Source organism: bacterium (assembly GCA_035307765.1).
Taxonomy (GTDB): domain Bacteria; phylum Sysuimicrobiota; class Sysuimicrobiia; order Sysuimicrobiales; family Segetimicrobiaceae; genus Segetimicrobium.
In genome coordinates, this window is record DATGHU010000007.1 from 88,531 (window position 1) to 109,367 (window position 20,837).

Here is a 20,837-nt window from a genome sequence, read left to right on the forward strand (position 1 = left end):
GGGCCGCCCCTATGCGTTTTACGTCTTCATCCTGGTGCCGCCGATCGAGGGTCGGACGGAAACCCCACCCGCCGGCCGCGGCGCCGGCCGGCGCGCCGCCGTCTTGGATGGGCCGGGAGGGACAATGGCAAGCGGCGGCTCCGCCCTCCGCCGGAGCGGGAACGGCGGGGTCGGCACGACGAACCCTGGGATCGCAAAGTAGCGGGCCTGCCACAGGGGCAGCGGAGGAGACGATCCCGCCAGGGCGATCACCGCCCCGTCGGGCATCCGCGTGAGCTCCTCGGGCGGCATCAGCGGGCGCACGCGGGGAGAGATCGTGGCGCTCTGGCCCCCGCGGCCACTGGTCGTCAGTGAGACGGTCGGCACCGTCGTCTGCCCCATCCAGGCGCTGATCGTCCGTGCGGTCTCCAGATCGCCCGCTCGAAACAGAAGCTTCGTCTCGGTGTTGCCGACCAGGGTGCGCGCCTCCACCCGTCCGTAGACCTCCTCGATCTGGCTCAGGACTTGGACCCCCAGCATCATGCTGATGCCGCGCTCCCGCAGGGTGGGGAGTGCTTCGCTGAGGCCAGGCAGGTAGCCAAATTGGCGGAATTCATCGAGATAGAATCGTACCGGACACCGCAGCCCGATGCGTTCCGACTGCTCCACCAGGTCGTCCAGCAGGTCAGCGATCAGCCACGCGACAATCGGCTGCAGGCGCGAGCCGTCCGTCTCCGGCATCAGGATGTACAGCGCGGAAGGCGTTTGACCGATCTGCCCGAGATCGAAATCGTGCGCCGTCGCTTCGACCACGAGCGGGTCTGCCCACGGCGCAAGGCGCTCGAGCAGGCCGGTGACCGCGGCTTCCTGGACGCGCCGCTCGCGGGCCGAGAAGATCCCGTGGCGGTCGCGGACCTCGGTGATGCGGCTTTCCCGGAGGAGCTCCCGCAGGAGCGTCGGGCCGCCCATGGCCAGTCGGTACACCGCCCCGACCGTGTTTCCCCCCGAGGGGCGGTCCTGCTGCACGTGGAGGAACAGCAGCGTCGCAAGATCGGCGGTCGCCGCGGCATAGACGCGTGCGTCCCCGGAGAGACCGCGCGGCGTCGTATTCTGCACGAGCAGCGCGGCCTTCCGTTGAGCCCCCCCGATCGACTCGACCCGAGCGAGTGGATTGTACCCGATGGATCCCTCAAAGAGCGGGCAGAACAGGTATGCTCTCGCCCCGTACCGTCCGGCGGTCACGTTCCAGAGGGACCGGGGGCCGGATTTGACGTCCAGCACCACGATGCTCTCGCGCGCGGGATCCCGCAGGAGCAGGTTGGGTGCGATCGCACCGGCGGTCTTCCCACTCCTCGATGGGCCGACGACGAGCACGTGTCCGGACAGCCGTTCTTCGGTCAGGTACAGCGGCGTCCGCAGTTCCCCCCACAGGCCGAGAAGAAACGGGCCGGGGGCCATCAAGGCCCCGGCCTCCGCCCGATCCGCCCACCGCCCCACAGCAAGCGGGCACGGTGCGCCGCCGGACCTCTCGGTGGAGCGGAGCAATCCCGCGAGCACCGCCGCACTGGCGAGGCTCACCCAGAGCATCGGGGCAGAGCGGAGCAGCCCCATCCAGACGATGAGCAGCATAGCGGGAAGAGCGACGAGCACGAGGCCTCTTCGCGTCATCGGAGCCCTTCCTCCCGCTCCGCCGGTCGGCGGATGCTGTGTCCTGGGGGGAGGATCCCCCCGGCCAGACCAGGAGGCAGATCTCCAGGCCATGGAGCCGTCTCTCCCCCCACCGAGGCGGCGAGCCCCCCGGCGACCTCCGCCGCGGTCCCCGCCCACAATCGTTCCACGCCGCACTCGCCGGCCAAATGCGCGGCTTGGGCGGCACGCGCGGTGTCGCTGCAGGCGAACAGCACCCAGCTCGTCGCGCGGATGTCCCAGAGCGGATCGTCGCGGCGGCGGTCCGCGATTTGGTGAAGGAGCCGGTAGCGGGCGAACTTCGCCCGGAGGGCCAGGGGTGACATCGTGCCCCGGTCGAGTTCGAGGCAGTACATCCACACACAGCCGCCCGGGGAAGCGATCAGGATCACCGCATCGGACACGAGGTGGGTGTCGCCCAAGTCCACCTGGGCGTGTTGTGCGCCAAGCCACCGAAAGGCCCCCAGCCGCCCGGTGTGGTGCAGAGCGCACAGATCGCAAAACACCTGGTTGGTCGCAATGAGGTGATCGATCTGCAGGGCGGCCACGGCGCACGCTCGGGCCCGGTCTGCCGGCGCCTCGGCGAGCCCCCCCGCCGCGGCGCGGCCGAGGGGGGCGAGGCCCCAGAATGCGCGCCGGTCGTCGAACGCTCTGTGGGTGAGGCAGGTGAGCAGCCCGTGCCGGCCCAGCAGCGACAGCCGGTGAGAGGCGCTGCGCACGGAAATCGATGGGTAGCAGACTGCGCGGATCTGCGCCGCGGTCAGGTAGCGCAGCTCATTCAGGATCTCCAGCAGCGCACGATCGCGCGGGGTCAATCGCATGATTGCGGCAGCAGGCATCACGGCCATCTCGATCATCCCCTTTCTCCAACATCAAATACCCCGACCGGCATCCGGTCGAGGGTGGTCCCACCTAGAGGTGGTGACGTCGGGTGGACCTAGAACGAGCAGGCTAGCAAAGGACCAAACCGGTGCGCGGCACTGGGAGGGACGGGTATGTGGCGGACTGCGGGACGACCTTTACGCCGGGGCGGATCAGCCGCGAGAATTCCGGGGCTGCCTACCCCGCACGGACGAGGCGTACGGGATCCTCGACGCTTCCGAGGGTGAAGCGCCCCCCGCGAAAGGCGCCCCGTCCGCGCGGATCAGCAGGGAATCGAGGTTAGGAGTCTGCTGAGGCGACCTCGACGTCCTCCATGACGTCGGGCTGAGCATCGTCCGGCCCATCCGTCGAACCTTCTCTCGTCACTCCCCCGACGGCGTGTTCCCCCTCGCCGCGCGGGCTGTCGAGAAACCAGACCCGGTCACCGACGACCTCGGTGACGCGCCGCCGAGAACCGTCTTGGGCCTCGTAGGCGCGAGTCTGCAAACGACCCTCCACCGCCACGAGTCGGCCTCGGGCGCAGTACTGTCCCACCTGCTCCGCCAGTTTCCGCCAGGCGATGCAGTGAATAAAGTCAGCGTCCCGATCCCCCGCTGAGTTTCTGAAATCTCGGTCGACGGCAATGGTAAACTGCGCCATCGGGTGCCCATTGGTCACATACCGCAGTTCCGGATCGCGTGTCAGCCGTCCGATCAGGTGGATGCGGTTCAACATCGTGCCACCTCCTTCATGGGTTGCGTTCCACACCCGTGCTCGTTCGTGCCCTGCGCACTGGGGCTCCACGAAGGGCCGCCCCGCTCCCACCCGCCGCCGCCACTGGCCCGCGACAGGTTCGTCGTCAATCAGTGGGCCCAGCATACCAGTGAGATGTTAAGATGTCAAGATATCAAAATATCTATTACAAATGTTCCCGTCACCTGCGCTCCTTCAGCACCGATCCGAGGAGATCTCCGCACCAGGGGCGGGACGTCGGCCCACCGGGTCCGGGAATTGGAAGGCGGGAGCCCCCGTTTCGGCAGGCGCTGGGACATCTACGGCAACCGTGGGGGAGTCGAGCCGATCGGCCGCGACCTACTCGCTTCCATCCTGGGCCTGGCTTCTGCTGTGTCATGGGGGGCCGGCGATTTCGTGGGAGGGCTGACCGCCCGGCGGACACATGTGCTGGGAGTCGTGGTCATCTCGCAAGCGGCTGGCGTGCTCTTTCTGGTCTCCCTGGCCCTCATCCGTACCGAACCGCTCCCGACCATCGCCGACCTGATCTGGGCGAGCGCGGCCGGACTATCGGGCGGGGTGGGGCTGACCGCCCTATATCGGGCTCTGGCGGTTGGCCAGATGGGGGTCGCGGCCCCGATCACGGCAGTCGTTGCCGCCGCCCTCCCGGTGCTCTATGGGGTCCTGTCCGCAGGAATCCCCGGGACCCCCAGGCTCGTGGGATTCGCCATGGCGATCGCGGGAATTTGGCGTATTTCCCAGGGGGGCGGGCGGGTAGACCGGTTCGATGGGATCGGCGCTGCGGTGCTGGCCGGCGTTGGCTTCGGCGCGTTCTTGATCTTGATCCATCAGGTCGGCGCGCCCGCCGTGTTCTGGCCGCTGGCCGCGGCTAAGGCCACCTCGGTGGCCCTCATGTCCGCCACCGCCCTGCTCGGCCGCCGCCGGTGGGTCCCGACGATGTCGTTGATCCCCGTGTTGGCCCTGGCCGGGGGATTGGATGTCGGCGGCAACGTTTTCTTCTTGCTGGCCTCTCAGGTCGGCCGCCTCGACGTGTCTGCCGTCCTCTCTTCGCTCTACCCGGCCACCACGGTCCTCCTGGCGCGCGGGATGCTCAAGGAGCACATCACCCGGGCACAGGCGATTGGGATGGCGGCCGTGCTGATCGCCATCCCGCTGATCGCAGCCTGAGCACTGGCGCCGCCCGACGCCGCGCGATACGCTACAACAAGCGGGGCCCGCGGGCCGCCGCCCGAAGGTCCGTGAGAGGAGGAGATCCGTGGGGGCCAGCGAGGGATTGCCATCGTCAGGATGTGGGGAGAGGTCCTCATCTCGACTCTCCTTCCGATCGGAGACGAACTCGCGATGGGAGTGGTCCCCGGAGGAGATCAGGCACGTCGGCCACCGGGTGGTGGATCTCATCGCCGAACACTTGAGCACCCTGGCAGAGCGGCCGGTGTTCCGGCCGCTTCCCGAGGATCTCGCCAGGGAGTATGTCGAGGACGCCGCTCCGCTGGAGGGCGCAGAGCCCTTGGCGATCCTCGACGAGTTTGCCGCCCGGATCGAGCCGTATCCCTTCGGCAACGGCCACCCGCGCTTCTACGGCTGGGTCAACTCACCCCCGGCCGTCATGGGGATCTTCGCCGAAGCCCTGGCGGCGGCGATGAATCCCAGTTGCGCCGGTGGAAATCACGCGGCCATCTACGTGGAGCGGCTCGTGCTGAATTGGTTCAAGTCGATGCTGGGTTTCCCGCGGGAGAGCATGGGCCTGCTGGTCAGCGGAGGCTCGATGGCCACACTCACCGCCTTGGCGGTCGCCCGCCACGCCAAGGCGGGTGCGAACGTCCGGGCGCGGGGCGTCCAGGGCCGAACCTCCCCGCTCACCGTCTACGCGGGCGACGAGGGGCACAGCTGCGTGCGCAAGGCCGTCGAACTATTGGGGATCGGAAGCGACTACCTGCGCATCATTCCGTCGGATGCCCACTTCCGCATGCGGGTCCCGGACCTGGAAGCCGCGATCGAGCGCGATCTGCGCGACCACGCCCAACCCATCGCCGTGGTCGCCAGCGCCGGCACCGTCAACAGCGGGGCGATCGACCCTCTTGACGACCTCGCCGGGGTATGCCGGCGGTACGGCCTGTGGCTTCACGTGGACGGGGCGTACGGCGCGCCGGCCATCCTCACCGGGCGGTACCGCGAGGCGCTGGCGCCGATCGCGCTGGCGGACAGTATCGCCGTGGACCCCCACAAATGGATGTACGTGCCGGTGGAGGCCGGCCTGGTGCTCGTGCGGGACGCGGCCGTGATGCGCGACGCGTTCAGCCTGATCCCTCCCTACCTTAGAACCGACGGCAGTCCCGCCGGCGTGGGAGGCCCCCCGTGGTTCAGCGAGTTCGGTTTCCAGCAGACCCGAGGGTTCCGGGCCCTCAAGGTTTGGATGGCCCTCAAACACCACGGGCTCAGGGGCTATGCCGAGGCGATCGAGCGGGACATCGCCCTCGCCGAGCATCTCGCCGCCAGGGTGGAGGCGACCCCCACCTTGGAACTGTCAGCTCCTCCAGGCCTCAGCATCGTCTGTTTCCGGTACGCTCCGTCCCCCCTGCGTGGGGACGATCCCCGACTCGACGCCGTCAACAGAGCGGTGTTGGAGGAGATCCAGTTGGGCGGCCAGGCTTTTCTCTCCAGCACCACGCTGGGCGGCCGGTTCGTGCTTCGGGCCTGCATCGTGAATCCCCGGGCCTCGCCCGAGGACCTCGATGCCCTGGTGGACCTCGTCCAGGCGGCGGGGGCCCGGGCGGCGCGCACGCTGTAACCGGTGTGCGTCAGGCGGTGACGCGGGTCTTCTTTACCGACGCCCGCCCGCGCCGCTGCCTTCGTGCCGGGCGCCGGCGGCCACTCGGTCCTTGGGGGTCCCCGACGGACGGTTCAGGTTGGACTGCGTCTCCCGCGTGGTGGGGAGCGGCCCGTCGACGGTCCAGTAACGGGTCCCCGCCACGAGGAGCTGTTCCGCCGGGAAGCGGGTGATCACTTCGCATCCGTCTTTGGTCACGACCAGCTGTTCCTCGATCCGCGCCGCGGACCAACCATCTGAGGCGGGCCAGAACGTTTCCAGCGCGAAGACCATCCCCTCCTCTATCACCTCGGGGTGATCCAGTGAGACCAACCGGCTGAAGATTGGCTTTTCCCAGATGGAGAGCCCGACCCCGTGCCCGTACTGGAGCGCGAACGCCGCCTCTTCGTTGGCGAACCCGAACTCCTTCGCCTTGGGCCAAACCCTGACCACGTCGGCCGTGGTGACCCCCGGCCGAATCAGACTCAACGCGCTGTCCAGATAGTCCCGGCACCGTTTGTAGGCGTCCACCATCGCGGGGGAGGCGCTGCCGACACAAAAGGTCCGGTAGTAGCAGGTGCGATAGCCATTGTAACTGTGCAGGATGTCGAAGTACGCCGGATCCCCGACGTGCTCCGAGCCCAGATCGTAGAGCACCTTACTCACCAAGCCAACGCACTCGTTCTCGCGCATTCCGGGGCGGAGGGCGCGAAAGAGCTCCTCGTATGCCGCGTCCACCATCATCACCGCGGTGGTGGTCAGGGTGATCTCATCCTGGGTCTTGATCTTCCGGGCTTCCTGCATCAGCGCCTCGGCCATCAACCACATGTTCTGCGCAGCCAACCCTCCGGCCAGCATGTGCGTCGCCTCGCCGTGGATGTGCGGCCCGCCCTTGGACGGGTCGGCGATGAGCGCGATCGCGGCCGGCACCCCACTCCACTCGGGATGCTCGCCGCGGCTCTGCTTGTACTCGGGGAACCAATGACCGGAGATCCGAACCGATTCCTCCGCGAGATCCTGCAGGCGGGCGAGGTGTGCGCGGTCGCGCAGGGTCACGTAGCGAATCGGCTGGAAGTTGCCCGCGGAGGGCGCCCAGCGTGCCGCCCGCAACACCTCGAAGAGATATTCCGCGGGAATGGGGCGCTCGACGAACTGGGTGTTCCGGCACAGCCCGGTCATCGTGGTCCGCAGGGCGGGGAGCGGAAACGCCGCGTCACGCTCAACCAGAAGCTCGGGCGGCGCCGGAGCGCCGTACCGCTCGGATGAGACCAGATCGCGAAGCGGCAAGCGGGTGAGGGAAATTTCCAGGATTTTCGGGTTGATGCGCTTGAGATCGGGAGAGCCCACCCCCATCACCCCGATCGTGTCCCACTCGAATGGAATGTCCAGGAGCTGCTTTCAGCTTCTCGTGGGAGAAGTGCGTGTACATCACGAGTGCCATCCCGTGACATCGAGCCGCCAGCGCCAGGTGTTCGGTCGCCGCGGCCATCGCGATCTGGTGGTTCCAGGTGTTGTGGATGTGGCGGGGTCCTAGGACCGAATCCGCACAGACGGCAATACAAAAAGGGGTCGAGGCCCACGTCTGCACATACCCCCGCAGCCCCGACGGCTTGAACAGCCCCTCCCAGTGATTGGAGATGTCCTTCGACTCGCGGGTCAGCCGCTGGAGTTTCCGCTTGAGCGCGGGGTCATCCAACACGATGAATCGCACGGGGTAGCGGTCGCCCGCGGCCGGCGCGCAGCGTGCCGCGTCGAGGATCGAGGCACGCGTGTCAGCGCCGACGGGGCGCCGGTGAAAGGCGCGCAGGGTCCGGCGCGTGAGCAGACCCCTGCGCACATCCGGAGAAGGGCTCAGGTCAAGGGGCGGGACCGCAACGGCCATCCCAGTGCATTTGTGTGCCTCACCGAGAACCCCTTCCGCCGCCCGCCCCCCACGGCGGACGCCGGAGCGGGGAGCGGGCTGCCGGCTCAGCGCGGCGCGGCATTACGGAGCGGGTGCGGTCAGGGCGTCGGCGACCGGCGCGACGGCCGGCACCAGGGCATCGTGCAGGACCCGCTGGGTGAGGAGGGAACGGGTGGTGCCGAGCGCGGACGCCGCCTGCCGGGTCTCGGCCACGCGGCGTCCTTGTGCCGCATCAAACACCTGGATCACAAGGTTGACCTCGGCGTTCGGCGGGCCCTCCCCGTCGGGGGGGATCGCCATGCCGCCGCCGCCGGCATCGACGGACAGCAGCGGGATCCACCCCAAAATCAGCGCATCGGCCCCTACCGAGCGGGCCAGCACACCCAGGCGATCGTAATGGAGGACGTCCACATCTTGCCACCGCAGCGACCCCTCCGCCCGTTCCATCGTCCCGCGAGGGATCACGGTGAACCGCCCGTTCGCCGCACGCGCGAGCTGCGCGGAGAGATCGTCGGCCGCGAAGCGCTCGGGAAAGACGCCGACAAACACCCCCAGCGGAGTGGGGGAGTAGAAATCCACCACCCCCACCGATTTGACGCCGGGGGCGGCGCCCCCGGGTTCTCCCAACAGGATGACCGCGCTCACGAGCACTGCCAGTGCCACAGCGCTTTTCCGTCTCATCGGCGACCCTCCGCGCCAGGAGTCATTCCCTGCACGCCGTCCGCTCCCCTCTCATGGTTCCTCGTCCATGCAACGGTTCCGTCACATCCGTAATTTCGCAGACCGGCGAGGGGGACCCAGCGCGGCGGAGGACGGACGACCGGTGCGGCGCGGAGTGGTATAATCGCCGGTAACGTCCCCGACCGCTGATCCGCAGGAGCCTCATGCTCAGCCGACGATTCTGGGAGTACATCCAGCGGCACCGGCGTGCGTACCTCTGGGGGTATGCGGCGGTGCTCGCATCGATCCTGATGGCCCAGCTCTCCCCGTGGGCGCTGAAGCTCGCCATCGACGGCATCCGGCAAAACGTGTCGAGCACGCGGCTGCTCGCGTACGCGGGCGTCCTGGTGCTCCTGGCGTTGCTGGAGGGTGCCTGCAACTATACCATGCGGATTCAGATCCTGGGCGCAGCATACCGGATAGAGGCGGAGCTGCGACGGGACTACTTCGCGCACCTACAGCGGATGCACCTGGGATTCTTCCAGGCGGCGAAGATCGGAGACCTGATGGCGCGCGCGGTCAACGACATCCGGGCGGTCCAGCGATTCGCCGGGGTGGGCTTGATGCGGTCCTGCCATACCACCGTCATGCTGATCGTCTCCGTGGCGTTCATGTTCTCGATCGACGGCCGACTGACGGTATGGACGATGACGGTCCTCCCGTTGGTCACCGTGCTCTTCGTGGCGCTGGGGCGGCAGATCCACCAGCGGTTCGACCGAGTGCAGGCACAGTTCAGCGCGCTCTCCGCCCGGGCGCAGGAAAACTTCAGCGGCATCCGCGTCGTCAAGGCCTTCGCTCAAGAAGACGCCGAAACCGCCAGCTTCCGCGTGGAGAACGAAAAGCTCGTCGACACCAACCTGATGCTGGCCAGGATTCAAGGAGCGCTCTGGCCGGCGATCGGGCTCATCCTCGGCATCGCGGCCGTCCTGCTCCTCTGGCAGGGAGGAAGCGACGTGATCCGCAGGCGGATCACCCTCGGCCAGATGGTGCAGTTCTCCTACTACCTGGCCCGGCTCAGCTTCCCCATGATCGCGTTGGGGTGGGTCACGAACCTCTGGCAGCAGGGGCGCGCGTCGATGGAGCGGCTGGACGAAATCTTCATGCAGTCTCCGCGGATCGCGGACGCCCCGAACCCCGTCGTCCTCGACGCCCCACACGGCCGGATCGAGTTTCGCGACGTGACCTTTGCCTACGGCACGACGCCGATCCTGAGCCACATCACCCTCTCCATCCCCGCGGGGAGCAGCGTCGCGATCGTCGGCCCCACCGGAGCGGGGAAAAGCACGCTGGTCAACCTGATCCCGCGTCTCTTCGACGTGAGCGAGGGACAGGTCCTCATCGACGGCCACGACGTCCGCGAGATCGCCCTCCCGTCGCTGAGGCGAGCGATCGGCATCATCCCGCAGGAAACATTCCTGTTCTCAGACACGCTGTCCGAGAACATCGCCCTCGGCGACGCCACCGCGACCGAGGACGCGATTGCCGGCGCCGCGGCCGTCGCCGGGATCGCCGGGGACGTGGAGGAGTTCCCCCACAAATATGCCACGGTCGTCGGCGAGCGCGGGGTAACCCTGTCCGGCGGCCAGAAGCAGCGAACCGCGATCGCCCGCGCGCTCCTCCGCGATCCGAGCATCCTCATCTTGGATGACGCGCTGAGCAGTGTGGACACCCACACCGAGGAGATGATCCTCACCGGACTCAGACGGATCAAAGCGTCGCGGACGGTGCTCTTGATCTCCCACAGGATCTCCACGATCCAAGACGCCGATCTGATCGTGGTCCTGAACGAAGGACGCATCGTCGAACAGGGCACGCATGCCTCGCTGCTCGCGCAGGGAGGGCTCTACACGGGGCTGGTTGAGAAACAGCTGATCCGGGACGCCCTGGAGGCCGAGGATCCGGCGCCGTGAGCGTCCATTTTCAAGAAGACGACATTCTCGGAAAGACCTACGATGCCAGGCTGATCGGGCGACTGCTGGGATACGTGCGCCCGTATCGCGGGGTGACCGGGCTGGCCGTGGCGCTCCTCCTCCTGGCCTCGTTCACCGATCTGGTGGGCCCCTACCTGTACCGGATCGCCATCGATCGGTACATCGTGCCGGGGGCAGCGGGCGGAGCCAGGGCGGGAGATCTGCGCGGGGTGGCGCAGATCGCCGTCCTCTACCTGGGCGTCCTCGGGATCGGGTTCATCGCCCGGTGGCTCCAGAGCTACCTGATGCAGGTCGTCGGGCAGCGGGCAATGTACGACCTGCGGATGCACATCTTCCGGCACGTGCAGGAGCTGCCCATCGGGTTCTTCGCCCGGACGCCCGTGGGCCGACTGCTCACCCGCGTGACGAACGACGTCGACGCCCTCAACGAGCTGATTACGTCGGGGGTCGTGGCGATCTTCGGCGATATCGCCACGCTGTTCGGGATCATGGCGGTGATGCTGTGGATGGACTGGCGGTTGGCGCTCGTGGTGTTCTCTGTGCTGCCGCTGGTCTACCTGATCACCGAGCAGTTCCGCTTGCGGGCGAGAGACGCCTACCGGGCCGTGCGCACCCGCCTCGCGCGAATCAACGCCTACCTCAACGAACAGTTCATGGGGGTGACGGTCGTCCAGCTCTTCACGCACGAACGGGAGAGCCTGCGCAAGTTTGAGGCCCTGAACACCGATTACCTGGACGCGAGCCTCTCCGCGACGCGCAACTTCTCGCAGTTCTACCCGGCGATCCAGGTCGTGGGGACGATCGCCGTCGCCCTGCTGCTGTGGTTTGGAGGCGGACAGGCCGTCCGGCATGCCGTGACGCTGGGGGTCCTCGTCGCCGCGCTCCAGTACGCCGACCGCTTTTTCGAGCCGATCCGGGACATCTCGGACAAGTTCAACATCTTCCAGGCGGCGATGGCATCGTCCGAACGCATCTTCCGGCTGGTCGACGAACCCGTCACCCTGCAGGACCCCCCGGACCCCGTGGAGCTTCCCCGGGTGGAGGGACGGATCGAGTTCCGGGATGTCTGGTTCGCCTACGAAGAGGACGAGGGCTGGGTCTTGCGGGGGGTGTCCTTCACCATCGAGCCCGGGCAGACCGTCGCCGTCGTCGGGCACACCGGGGCCGGGAAAACCTCCATCATCAACCTGCTGACGCGTTTCCACGATCCGCAGCGGGGACAGGTGCGCATCGATAACGTCGACGTGCGCCGGGTGCGCCAGCGTGACCTGCGCCGACGCATCGGCCTCGTGCTGCAGGACGTGTTCCTCTTTTCCGGGACGATCGCGGACAACATCCGGTTGGGCAACGCCGCGATCACCGATGCGCAGATCCGCGAGGCCGCCCGCTACGTCGGGGCCGACCGGTTCATCGACGGACTCCCGCAGGGCTACGGCACAGAGGTACAGGAGCGCGGCGCCCGCCTCTCCGTCGGGCAGAAGCAGCTGATCGCGTTTGCCCGGGCGATCGCCCAAAACCCGGAGATCGTGCTGGTGCTCGACGAGGCGACGAGCAGCGTGGACGCGGACACCGAGCAGTTGATCCAGCAGGCGCTGGCCACACTCCTCCGCGGACGGACCTCGATCATCATCGCCCACCGGCTGTCGACGATCCAGCACGCCGACCGGATCATCGTGCTGCACAAGGGGCGGATCGCCGAGGAGGGGACCCACCGCGAACTGCTCGCCCGGGGCGGGATCTACGCCAAACTCTACCAGCTGCAGTATAAGGATCAGGAACGGACCGAATCGATCATCGCCGACCCGCGCGCGACCTGATCCTCGGGGTTCCGGCGCCGCGCGGAGAGGCCTCGTCCCGCCCCGAGGCGAATGAGCACGTATTCGAGCCCGCCGGGTCCACTTGGCCGCAGGATGCCGGGCTGCCGCCTCTCAGGACCCGCAGACCGGCACCCGCGACGGGATTGGAGGGATGGTCCACCATGGCGACAAGCCCGCTCGCCGACAAGAAGTGTGTTCCCTGCCTGGGAGGCGTCCCGCCCCTGACGGCGGCGCAGATCGCGCCGCTTCTGGCGCAACTCGACGGCTGGCAGGTCGAGGAGCACAAAAAGCTTGTGAAGCCGTTCAAATTTCGGAACTTCGTTGAGGCCGTGGATTTCGTCAACGCCGTGACCCCGGTCGCGGAGGCGGAACAGCATCACCCCGATCTCTACGTCCGCTGGGGGGAAGTCCGGGCCTACCTCTGGACCCACAAGATCGACGGCCTCACCGAAAGTGACTTTGTGATGGCCGCGAAGATCGACCGCGTGTACACCGCCCGGCGGCCGCGGTAGACGCTCGCGCACAGGGGGGAGACGGATGCGACTGGTGACCTTCGAACACCGCGGCGAAGCTCGCGTGGGGGTTCAGAGCGACAACGTGGTGATCGACCTCCGCGGCGCGTGGGGCAAGGACGGCGGCCCGGCGACGATGCTGGCGCTCCTCAGCGGCGGCCCCGCGGCCATCGCCCGCGCCCGCGAGGTCGCCGGGGCGGCGCCGGCGTCGGCACGGCTGCCCCTCGCCTCGGTCCGGCTGCTCGCGCCCATCCCCCGCCCTCCAAAGATGCTCTGCGTGGGGCTCAATTACCGCGACCACGCCGAGGAGACAGGGGCGGCGATCCCTCAGGTGCCGATCTTCTTCACCAAGGCTCCCTCCTGCGTCATCGGCCCGGGGGCGGCGATCGCGCTCCCGCCGGAGTCCCAGCAGGTCGACTATGAAGCAGAGTTCGCGGTCGTGATCGGCGCCAGGTGCCGGCGCGTCACCCCCGAGGCGGCGCGCGCCGCCGTCGCCGGCTACACGATCGTCAACGACGTCAGCGCGAGGGACTGGCAGTTCCGCACCAGCCAGTGGTTTATCGGGAAGACGTTCGACACCTTCGCGCCGATGGGCCCGGCGCTGGTGACCCCCGACGAGGTGGGCGATCCGCACGTCCTCGACGTCGGCCTGCGGCTCAACGGCCAGGAGATGCAGCGGTCCAACACCCGGCATCTCATCTTCGGGGTGTTCGACCTCGTTGCCGAGCTCTCGCGGGTGATGACGCTCGAGCCCGGCGACGTGATCGCGACCGGCACACCGGGAGGGGTGGGGTTCACCAGAAAGCCCCCGGTGTTCCTCAAGCCCGGAGACCGGGTCGAGATCACCATCGCCAAACTCGGCACGCTCGCCAACCCCGCCTCAGCCGACGGTCCGGCGTAGCCGACGCCGACGCCGCGCGGGCTCGAGGAACAACCTCACTCGACCCGCGCGGCTAGAAGCCGAACGGCAGGGCGAAGGTCGGCGGCGATGCGTGCCGCTCCCGCCGCGGCGGGGCCGGCCGCGTCCGGAACCAGCGCACCATCTCCACCAGCTGGGTGACGGCGTGGTCAAACACCCGCCGCCCTTTCTCCTTGGTCGCCTGCTCGGGCTGGCCGATCACGCCGGTCGGCGTGTAGGTCGACGTCCACTCGATCAGGGTCGCGACCGAGCTCTCGGTCAGGTCGCTGAAATGCCACCGCTCTTCGCCGGGGAGCGCCTTGTAATCCGCGAGGTGGTCCTTGATCTTGTCGGTGTGCACGTGCGCCTCATCGACGTGAAGGTACATCGACGTCTCGAGTTCGCAGGCGTGGGCGCATCCTCCGGGAATCACGGAGGTTCGCAATTCCTTGTTCCAGAACGTGCCGACGAGCTGCCACCAGCTGAGGGTGACGCAGAGGGCGTCGGTCTGCATAATCGTCTGCCGGCCCGCCTGCTCGACCAGATGATGGTTGGACCCGTGGCCGTTGAGGATGATGATCCGCTTGAAACCATGGTAGGCCACCGACCGGGTGATATCCACGAGGTATCTGATGAAGGTGGCGGGCTCGATGTTGATGGTACCGGGGAAGTCTTGGACGTGGTGGGTGTACCCATAGGGCACCGGCGGCATGACGAGCATGTCCCCGGGCGAGCGGCGGCCGGACTCGTAGGCCACCGAGGACGCGAGCTTGAAATCGGTGTCCAGCGGAAGATGATGGCCGTGCTGCTCGGTCGCCCCCACCGGCAGGATCACCACCTTCTTCATCGCCACGGCCTCGTTGATCTCCGGCCAGGTCAAGAGGTCGTAGCGGTACTGCGTCGACACTGACTCCGAGGAACTCATCGTCTCCCCTCCTTGAGGATGGTGCGAATTTATCGTCGGTCGTCCCCCGCCAGGCCGTGCCGCACCGCCCGCAGGAGCTGGGCGCTCGCCTCAATCACGCGGTCCGCCTCCCCCCGCGCGACATTGGTGTTGGTGAGCCCGTACGCCCAGCGATGCCGGTCCTGGTCGAGAATCTCTTCCAGCGAGACCTGCGGGATCAGGTCAAACTCGGAGGTCCCCGGCAAGTACCCGAGGTAGTCGTTGCAGTAGCCGAGGGGGAACGTGGTGGGGAACGGACTCCGCCGCCTGATTTCCTGCCCGCAGCCGTTGAACAACTCGAACGGGTTGCCGGACACGGCGACATCGCCGATCGCGATCGCCTGCAGTTCCACGTCGAGCGGTTCGTCGCGCCGGCGCACCATGTCGGCGTACATCGCCGCGGCGCCCTTCTGATACAGCAGCGGGAACCGCTGCGCGGAGTTCATCGTGTGCAGGTCGTCCGGCCAGATCTCCGGATACGCCGGTTCCGCCCGGCCGGCCAGGCGGGCCTCGAGCGCGAGCACCTCGGCGTCGGCCCAGGGCAGCCGCCGCCGTTGGAGCGCGAGCCGCCGCGCGCGGACCCCGATCTTCCGGTCGGGCACGGTGCGGATCTCGGGGAGGAGGCGGAGGACGTGGTCGGCCAGCGCCGCGCCGAGCCGGTCGCGGTGCGCATACGTCTGCGGCAGAGCCTCCGCGTTGCCGAACCAATAGTTCCAGGGGCCGATGTCCCCCGTGCACCCCTGCAGAAACAGACACGCCGCCCCGGGGTGCGCCGCCCGGACGGCGGCGCGGAACGGACCGGGGAACTCCGCGTTCCAGAGCCGCGTGTGGCCGGCCAGGGTGATCGGGTGGCAGGCGAAGGCGGCGATCACGACCAGCAGCCGACCGGCCGCGTCGTCGACCCGCAGCACCGACACGGTGTCGTCGACCGGCACCTCGTGCCGGACGCGGTTGATCGACAGCCCCGGCGCATGCGTGCTCCCGGCGCCGACTCGCGCGGGCCGGCGGTGGACGTGCGCGCCGTAGATCGCGCCGGCGATCAGATCCGGCAGCAGGGCCTCGTACCGCCCGAACGCGGGGACGGTCCCCAATCCGGCGCGGGCGGCCGCCCGGGGGAGGCTCGGGGCGCTGTGGTTGTGCGAGGCGTTGATGAGGACGGCCTGGGGAGGCATGCCGGTCAGCTCGTGAACCCGCGCGCGCACCGCGTCGGTGAGTTCACGGGTGACAAACGCCAGATCCACGGCCGCCACCGCGGCGGTGCGCTCCCCGTCATCGAAGACCGCGGCCTGCGCCAGCAGCGGCTCGTGCTTCCCCACGGCCAATCCCGTGCGCAGACGCCACAGGCCGTGGGGCAGCCCGTACGGCGGGGTGATGTCGGCCTCGCCCACCCCCACCTGGATCGCGGTCCTCACCCCCATCGCCCCCCGTCCCTCACCGAGCCCCCGTTCAGAGGAGTTCCTCGTGCCGGCAGGGGTGCCCCACCACCATCACGCAGTCGCCCTGCGTCGTCGCCGCGATCGCCCGCAGCGAGCAGACGGTCCCGGAGGTCTGGCCGACGATCTCCGTCGGCGCGCGATCGGGCCGATCCGGGAAGTGGAGCCGGCCGACGACCTGTCCTCCCCCCACCGTCTCGCCGAGTTCGACCAGGGGTTCGAACAGGCCGCTCTCCGGGGAGAGGTGGTAGTCGCCAGGATCCAGCGCGCGGAGGACCACGGCCTCGGGGAGGCCGAGCGACGCCCGCGTCTCCACCGGGCCGGCCAGCACGCCGGTCTGCCTGAGAAAGTTCCTCAGGCCGCGTTCCGCCAACCGGTGGATCCCCGCGGTGGCGTGGCCCCCACCCCCGAGCTCGGTCCCGACGACCACCTTCCCCTGCCGCTCGGCCTCGTCCACGAGCAGCCCTCCCCCGGCGATGTTGATGTACACGAAGTGGTACGCGGTGATCCAGGACCGCATCGCTTCGACCATCCGGGCCCGCTGCCCGCGGTTGTCGACCAGGTGCACCTCCGACCACGCGAGGCAGCGCATCGATCGCCCGCCGCTGTGCATGTCGCAGATGGCATCCGCGACCGGGAACAACATCCGGGTGAGATAGTCGGCGAGCTGCGCGTCGGGAGGCCCGGCGGGAGAGCCGGGGAAGCTGCGGTTGAGGTTTGCCCCGCTCGGCCAGAGGCGGGTGTAGGCCCGCGAGGCCTCCGGGGAGAGACAGGGGAGGATGATCAACCGTCCGCGCACGTCGGCCGGCTGGACTGCCCGGGCCAGGGCGAGCGCGGCGATCTGCCCCTCGGGCTCGTCCCCGTGCACCCCGCCCGTCACGACCACGGTCGGCCCGGGGCCGTTGGCGAGGCAGATCAGGGGGACGAAGAGGTTCGACCACCCGCTCTCGTTGGTGGACCGAGGGATCTGGAGCCGGCCGACCTGTTTGCCCGGCTTGTCGAAATCCACGCTGGCGATGATCGGCGAGTCGCTCATGGTCTCCTATGCATCCCGGAGTTGAGGGTCGAGGATGTCCCGCAGGCCGTCCCCCAGAAAGTTGAAGCCGAGCACGACGGTCATGATGGCCAGCCCCGGCGAGATCGCCAGCCAGGGCGCCCGCTCCATGTAGGAGCGCGAGGCGTTCAGCATGCTCCCCCACGAGGGCTCGGGCGGCTGCGTCCCCAGCCCCAGGAAGCTCAGCGCGGCCTCGGCGAGGATCGCCGTGGACAGGTAGACCGTGGTGAGCACGATCAGCGGCGCCAGGATGTTGGGGAGGAGATGCCGGACGATGATGCGGGCGTCCGACGTTCCCAGGCTTCGCGCCGCCTCGACATAGGGGAGGCTGAGCACGCTCAACGCCGACCCCCGGACGACGCGCGCGAAGGCCGGGGCGTAGACGATGCCGATCGCGATCATCGCGTTGGTCCGGCTGGGGCCGAGCAGCCCCGCGATCAGGATCGCCAGGACGAGGCCGGGGAAGGCGAACATGATGTCGACCCCACGCATCAGCGCCGCGTCGACCGCCCGTCCGTAGAAGCTCGCGGCGACCCCGATCACCGTCCCGGCGACGAGGGCGATCACCACCGAGATCATCCCGACTTGGAGGGAGACCTGCGCCCCGTGGATGATCCGGCTCAACTCGTCCCGACCGAGCTCGTCGGTCCCCAGCGGATGGCCGGCGGCCGGCGCGAGCAGCCGCCGGGAAGCCTGGCTGGCGTAGTCGGGCTGCCAGGCCAGGGGTCCCAGCAGTGCGATCAGCACGGTGACGAGGATGATCGCGGCTCCGAGCACGCCGATCGTGTTCCGCCGCAGGCGGGAAACCTGCCCCCAGAGCCGCGGTGTACCCATCCGGGAGTGGGCGCCGATGGAGATATCGAGCAACGGTTGGGCGGTCATGCCTGTTCGATCCGGGGATCCAGCACCCCGTAGAGGAGATCGACGCACAGGTTGACGATCACGAACACGGCGGCGAGAAAGAGCGCCGTGAACTGGATGACCGTGTAGTCGCGGGTGAAGATCCCCTGCACCAGCGTGTAGCCCATCCCGGGGAGGCCGAAAATCACCTCGACGATCGTCGCTCCGCCCATCAGCGTTCCGACCTGAAATCCGATCACCGTGATCACCGGAATCAGCGAGTTCCGGAGCGCGTGCCGGAACATCACCACACCCGCCGGCGCGCCCTTGGCCCGGGCGGTGCGGATGTAGTCCGCCCGCAGGACCTCGAGCATACTCGCCCGCGTCATCCGCATCACCGCGGCCATCAGGTACACGGCGATGGCGAGCGCCGGCAGGGCCATCTGTCCGAGGTTCCCGAGAGGGTCCTGCCAGGGGGGGATCCAGGTCACGGGCGGGATCCAGTGGAAGAACACGGAGGTGACGAGCAGCGCCAGCGTGGCGAACCAGAAGTTGGGCAGCGAGAGTCCGACCAATCCCCCCACGCGGGCCGCGAGATCGACCCCGGTATTCGGGCGAACGGCCGACACCACCCCCAGCGGCACACCCACCGCGGTCGCCGTGATCGTGGCGAGCGCCGCGAGCTCCACCGTGATCGGAATGGCCCGCACCATGATCTTCGCCACCGGCTCGCCGCTCGTCAACGACGTGCCGAGTCTGCCGGTGACCACCCCCCCGGCGAAGCGGAAATACTGGAGCGGCAGCGGATCGGCCAGGCCCAGCGCCTTGCGGACCGCCTGCTTGGCCCCCGCGGAGGCGCTGGCGTCGCCGACGAGCATCGCGTCCACGACGTCGCCGGGGAGCAGACGGACCATGGCGAAGATCAGCACCGACATCCCGACCAGCGTCGGAACGACGAGCAGCAACCGGTGCAGAGCAAACCGAGCCACGCCCCCCCTCCACCGACTAGCCGTCGCCCGAATTCGTACGCGTGGGGTTCACTCCACCCAGGCCCCGATCAGACCTCGCTCCGTGTCGTCGTACGACACGTAGTATCCGTTCAGCCGCCGGCGCACGATCTGATATTTCATCGGGTTGACCAGCGGCATCGCCGGCCACTCCGTCAGCACGATCTCCTGCAGCCGCCGGTAAATCTGGAGCCGCTTCGCCCGATCGGTGGTGCGCAGGCCCTCGTAGAACAGGTCCGTCAACTCCTTGTTGTTGTACCCGGCCTGATACCACGCCTTGTACACGTCGCCCGCGGGATCGAAATCGGCGAGGAACCCGCTGGGGTCTCCGCGCATCCCCCGGCCGGTGGACTGCCACTCAAACTCTCCCCGGCCGTTGTTCCGGGCAAAGGTGCCGATCTCGAGCGGCTGCACCGTCACGTTGACGTTGATCAGCTTCAACTGGTCCTTGATCACCTCGGCGTTCTGCGTATAATCGATCGGATGCGCGATCGACTGCACCGTCACCGAGAAGCCGTTCGCGAATCCGGCCTCCGCCATCAACTGCTTGGCCCGGGGGATGTCGTAGCGCTCCCACTTGAGCTTGAGGGCATCCTGAGAGAGGGGCCACGCCCCGTAGCCCTGCGGGATCTTGCTCGTGTACACGGCGTCGCCGCCGTACACTTTCTCGATGATCTCCTGACGGTTGATCGCCGCGCTTACCGCCTGGCGAACTTTGACGTTGTCCCACGGCTTGCCGTCGTTCTTCAGGGTGAATTCCAGCTCCCGGAAGACGGCGGTCAACCCCTTCAAAGTCTCCAGCGACGGGTCGCCCCGAAGGGTGGCGGCCGAGTCGGCGGTCACGGATGCCCCATCGATCGCCCCGGAACGCAGCGCGGCCACCCGGGCTTGCTCGTCCTGCAGGACCTTCATGGTGATCTCATCGACGTACGGGAGCGTGGGCCGCCAGTAATCCTTGAACCGGCTCAAGCGCGTATGGTCGTTGGGAATGTACTCTTCCAACTTGAACGGCCCGGTCCCGTCGGCGTGGGTGCGCAGATCCATCCGGTCGTACAGCCCCTTGGGGATGATCCACGAGTATCGTCCCCAGGCCAGATAGCCCAGCATCGTGGCGTCGGGTTGGGTCATGGCCACGCGCACCGTGTAGTTGTCCACGACCTCGACGCCGGCAATCTTCGGATAGTAGCTCTGCGTGACCCCGGGGGGCGGGGGGGTCTTCTGCAGGTCGAGCGAGTACTTGACGTCGGCGGCGTCGAGCGCCTTGCCGCTGTGGAACTTCACCCCCTTGCGCAGCCGGAAGATGTAGGTCTTGTCGTCGGGAATCTCCCACGACTCGGCCAGCGCCGGCTTGAGGCTCAACTGGCGGTCCCACCCCAACAGCGACTCGTAGACGAGCGACGTGATCTCGAAGTTCGATCCGTTGACGGCGCCAAAGGGGATCGTCGCCACCGGATCCGACGTCATCCCCCAGGTGACCTTGCCCCCCCGCTTCGGCGCGCTCGCCGCGTGCGCGCCTCCGACGACGCCGAGCGACACCCCTCCCGCCCCGGCCAGTGCCGCGGCCCCGATCAGGAAATCCCGCCGGCTGAGAACCCCACACCCCATCGTGCCTCGGATCCTCGTCGCGTCCATGGGCTCCCCCTTCTGGCCTCCCGGGGTGCTCCCGGGCGGCTGGATCTTCGTGGTGACCGGAC

At 68.2% G+C, this 20,837-nt stretch carries 17 protein-coding genes; 6 read left to right on the top strand and 11 right to left on the bottom strand.

The features are described 5' to 3' along the window. Positions 1 to 18 precede the first annotated feature (18 nt). From VKV57_02725 to ssb, 3 genes are all read right to left on the bottom strand, one after another. Positions 19 to 1,647 (bottom strand): type IV secretory system conjugative DNA transfer family protein, encoded by a 1,629-nt coding sequence (locus VKV57_02725; protein HLW58820.1) that lies wholly within the window; start codon positions 1,645 to 1,647, stop codon positions 19 to 21. Continuing rightward, a complete protein-coding gene (locus VKV57_02730) occupies positions 1,644 to 2,522 on the bottom strand; it encodes a replication-relaxation family protein (GenBank protein ID HLW58821.1) in 879 nt (292 codons plus the stop codon). Before VKV57_02730 ends, VKV57_02725 begins: the two co-directional genes overlap by 4 nt. Before the next feature lie 304 nt (positions 2,523 to 2,826). Next, positions 2,827 to 3,261, bottom strand: a complete 435-nt coding sequence (ssb, locus tag VKV57_02735) for a single-stranded DNA-binding protein (GenBank protein ID HLW58822.1) — start codon at positions 3,259 to 3,261, stop codon at positions 2,827 to 2,829. A 414-nt stretch (positions 3,262 to 3,675) separates the two neighbouring features. Between ssb and VKV57_02740 the strand changes: the two genes are divergently transcribed. Further along, the gene (locus VKV57_02740; GenBank protein ID HLW58823.1) at positions 3,676 to 4,446 is read left to right on the top strand and encodes a DMT family transporter; all 771 of its coding nucleotides are present in this window, start codon (positions 3,676 to 3,678) and stop codon (positions 4,444 to 4,446) included. Between the two features lie 220 nt (positions 4,447 to 4,666). Then, on the top strand, positions 4,667 to 6,067 hold the full coding sequence (locus VKV57_02745; GenBank protein HLW58824.1) for a pyridoxal-dependent decarboxylase: 1,401 nt from the start codon (positions 4,667 to 4,669) through the stop codon (positions 6,065 to 6,067). 33 nt (positions 6,068 to 6,100) lie between these two features. On the opposite strand, the gene VKV57_02750 is transcribed toward VKV57_02745, so the two are convergent. Together VKV57_02750 and VKV57_02755 are read right to left on the bottom strand one after the other, a co-directional pair. Then, entirely contained in the window at positions 6,101 to 7,432 is a 1,332-nt protein-coding gene (locus tag VKV57_02750; protein ID HLW58825.1) for a M24 family metallopeptidase, read from the bottom strand. 637 nt (positions 7,433 to 8,069) lie between these two features. Further along, positions 8,070 to 8,669, bottom strand: a complete 600-nt coding sequence (locus VKV57_02755; protein HLW58826.1) for a hypothetical protein — start codon at positions 8,667 to 8,669, stop codon at positions 8,070 to 8,072. Between the two features lie 203 nt (positions 8,670 to 8,872). Between VKV57_02755 and VKV57_02760 the strand changes: the two genes are divergently transcribed. The 4 genes from VKV57_02760 (at position 8,873) to VKV57_02775 (ending at position 13,869) form a co-directional block, all read left to right on the top strand. Continuing rightward, positions 8,873 to 10,618, top strand: coding sequence for an ABC transporter ATP-binding protein (locus VKV57_02760; GenBank protein ID HLW58827.1), 1,746 nt, complete (start codon positions 8,873 to 8,875; stop codon positions 10,616 to 10,618). Then, positions 10,615 to 12,456 (top strand): ABC transporter ATP-binding protein, encoded by a 1,842-nt coding sequence (locus VKV57_02765; protein ID HLW58828.1) that lies wholly within the window; start codon positions 10,615 to 10,617, stop codon positions 12,454 to 12,456. The genes VKV57_02760 and VKV57_02765 overlap by 4 nt, the downstream gene beginning before the upstream one ends. A 161-nt stretch (positions 12,457 to 12,617) precedes the next feature. Beyond that, the gene (locus VKV57_02770) at positions 12,618 to 12,968 is read left to right on the top strand and encodes a 4a-hydroxytetrahydrobiopterin dehydratase (GenBank protein ID HLW58829.1); all 351 of its coding nucleotides are present in this window, start codon (positions 12,618 to 12,620) and stop codon (positions 12,966 to 12,968) included. Positions 12,969 to 12,993: 25 nt separating this feature from the next. Further along, the gene (locus VKV57_02775; protein HLW58830.1) at positions 12,994 to 13,869 is read left to right on the top strand and encodes a fumarylacetoacetate hydrolase family protein; all 876 of its coding nucleotides are present in this window, start codon (positions 12,994 to 12,996) and stop codon (positions 13,867 to 13,869) included. A 52-nt stretch (positions 13,870 to 13,921) separates the two neighbouring features. On the opposite strand, the gene VKV57_02780 is transcribed toward VKV57_02775, so the two are convergent. Genes VKV57_02780 through VKV57_02805 form a run of 6 tightly spaced genes read right to left on the bottom strand, consistent with a single transcriptional unit; the run spans position 13,922 to position 20,775 of the window. Next, positions 13,922 to 14,791 carry a creatininase family protein gene (locus VKV57_02780; GenBank protein HLW58831.1) on the bottom strand — a complete coding sequence of 290 codons (870 nt, stop codon included), beginning with the start codon at positions 14,789 to 14,791 and terminating at the stop codon, positions 13,922 to 13,924. A 29-nt stretch (positions 14,792 to 14,820) separates the two neighbouring features. After that, complete coding sequence (locus VKV57_02785) at positions 14,821 to 16,221, bottom strand: hypothetical protein (protein HLW58832.1); 1,401 nt, start codon at positions 16,219 to 16,221, stop codon at positions 14,821 to 14,823. Positions 16,222 to 16,255: 34 nt separating this feature from the next. Then, positions 16,256 to 17,278, bottom strand: a complete 1,023-nt coding sequence (locus VKV57_02790; GenBank protein HLW58833.1) for a succinylglutamate desuccinylase/aspartoacylase family protein — start codon at positions 17,276 to 17,278, stop codon at positions 16,256 to 16,258. Between the two features lie 6 nt (positions 17,279 to 17,284). Next, positions 17,285 to 18,178 carry an ABC transporter permease gene (locus VKV57_02795; protein HLW58834.1) on the bottom strand — a complete coding sequence of 298 codons (894 nt, stop codon included), beginning with the start codon at positions 18,176 to 18,178 and terminating at the stop codon, positions 17,285 to 17,287. Next, a complete protein-coding gene (locus VKV57_02800; protein ID HLW58835.1) occupies positions 18,175 to 19,125 on the bottom strand; it encodes an ABC transporter permease in 951 nt (316 codons plus the stop codon). Before VKV57_02800 ends, VKV57_02795 begins: the two co-directional genes overlap by 4 nt. A gap of 48 nt (positions 19,126 to 19,173) precedes the next feature. After that, positions 19,174 to 20,775, bottom strand: coding sequence for an ABC transporter substrate-binding protein (locus VKV57_02805; GenBank protein ID HLW58836.1), 1,602 nt, complete (start codon positions 20,773 to 20,775; stop codon positions 19,174 to 19,176). Between the last annotated feature and the right edge of the window lie 62 nt (positions 20,776 to 20,837).

Bases quoted from the DNA above. Each gene is read 5' to 3' on its own strand.
- VKV57_02725 (HLW58820.1), bottom strand. From the start codon at position 1,647: ATGACGCGAAGAGGCCTCGTGCTCGTCGCTCTTCCCGCTATGCTGCTC.
- VKV57_02795 (HLW58834.1), bottom strand. From the start codon at position 18,178: ATGACCGCCCAACCGTTGCTCGATATCTCCATCGGCGCCCACTCCCGG.
- VKV57_02730 (HLW58821.1), bottom strand. From the start codon at position 2,522: ATGATCGAGATGGCCGTGATGCCTGCTGCCGCAATCATGCGATTGACC.
- VKV57_02805 (HLW58836.1), bottom strand. From the start codon at position 20,775: ATGGACGCGACGAGGATCCGAGGCACGATGGGGTGTGGGGTTCTCAGC.
- VKV57_02790 (HLW58833.1), bottom strand. From the start codon at position 17,278: ATGAGCGACTCGCCGATCATCGCCAGCGTGGATTTCGACAAGCCGGGC.
- VKV57_02775 (HLW58830.1), top strand. From the start codon at position 12,994: ATGCGACTGGTGACCTTCGAACACCGCGGCGAAGCTCGCGTGGGGGTT.
- VKV57_02760 (HLW58827.1), top strand. From the start codon at position 8,873: ATGCTCAGCCGACGATTCTGGGAGTACATCCAGCGGCACCGGCGTGCG.
- VKV57_02770 (HLW58829.1), top strand. From the start codon at position 12,618: ATGGCGACAAGCCCGCTCGCCGACAAGAAGTGTGTTCCCTGCCTGGGA.
- VKV57_02780 (HLW58831.1), bottom strand. From the start codon at position 14,791: ATGAGTTCCTCGGAGTCAGTGTCGACGCAGTACCGCTACGACCTCTTG.
- ssb (HLW58822.1), bottom strand. From the start codon at position 3,261: ATGTTGAACCGCATCCACCTGATCGGACGGCTGACACGCGATCCGGAA.
- VKV57_02755 (HLW58826.1), bottom strand. From the start codon at position 8,669: ATGAGACGGAAAAGCGCTGTGGCACTGGCAGTGCTCGTGAGCGCGGTC.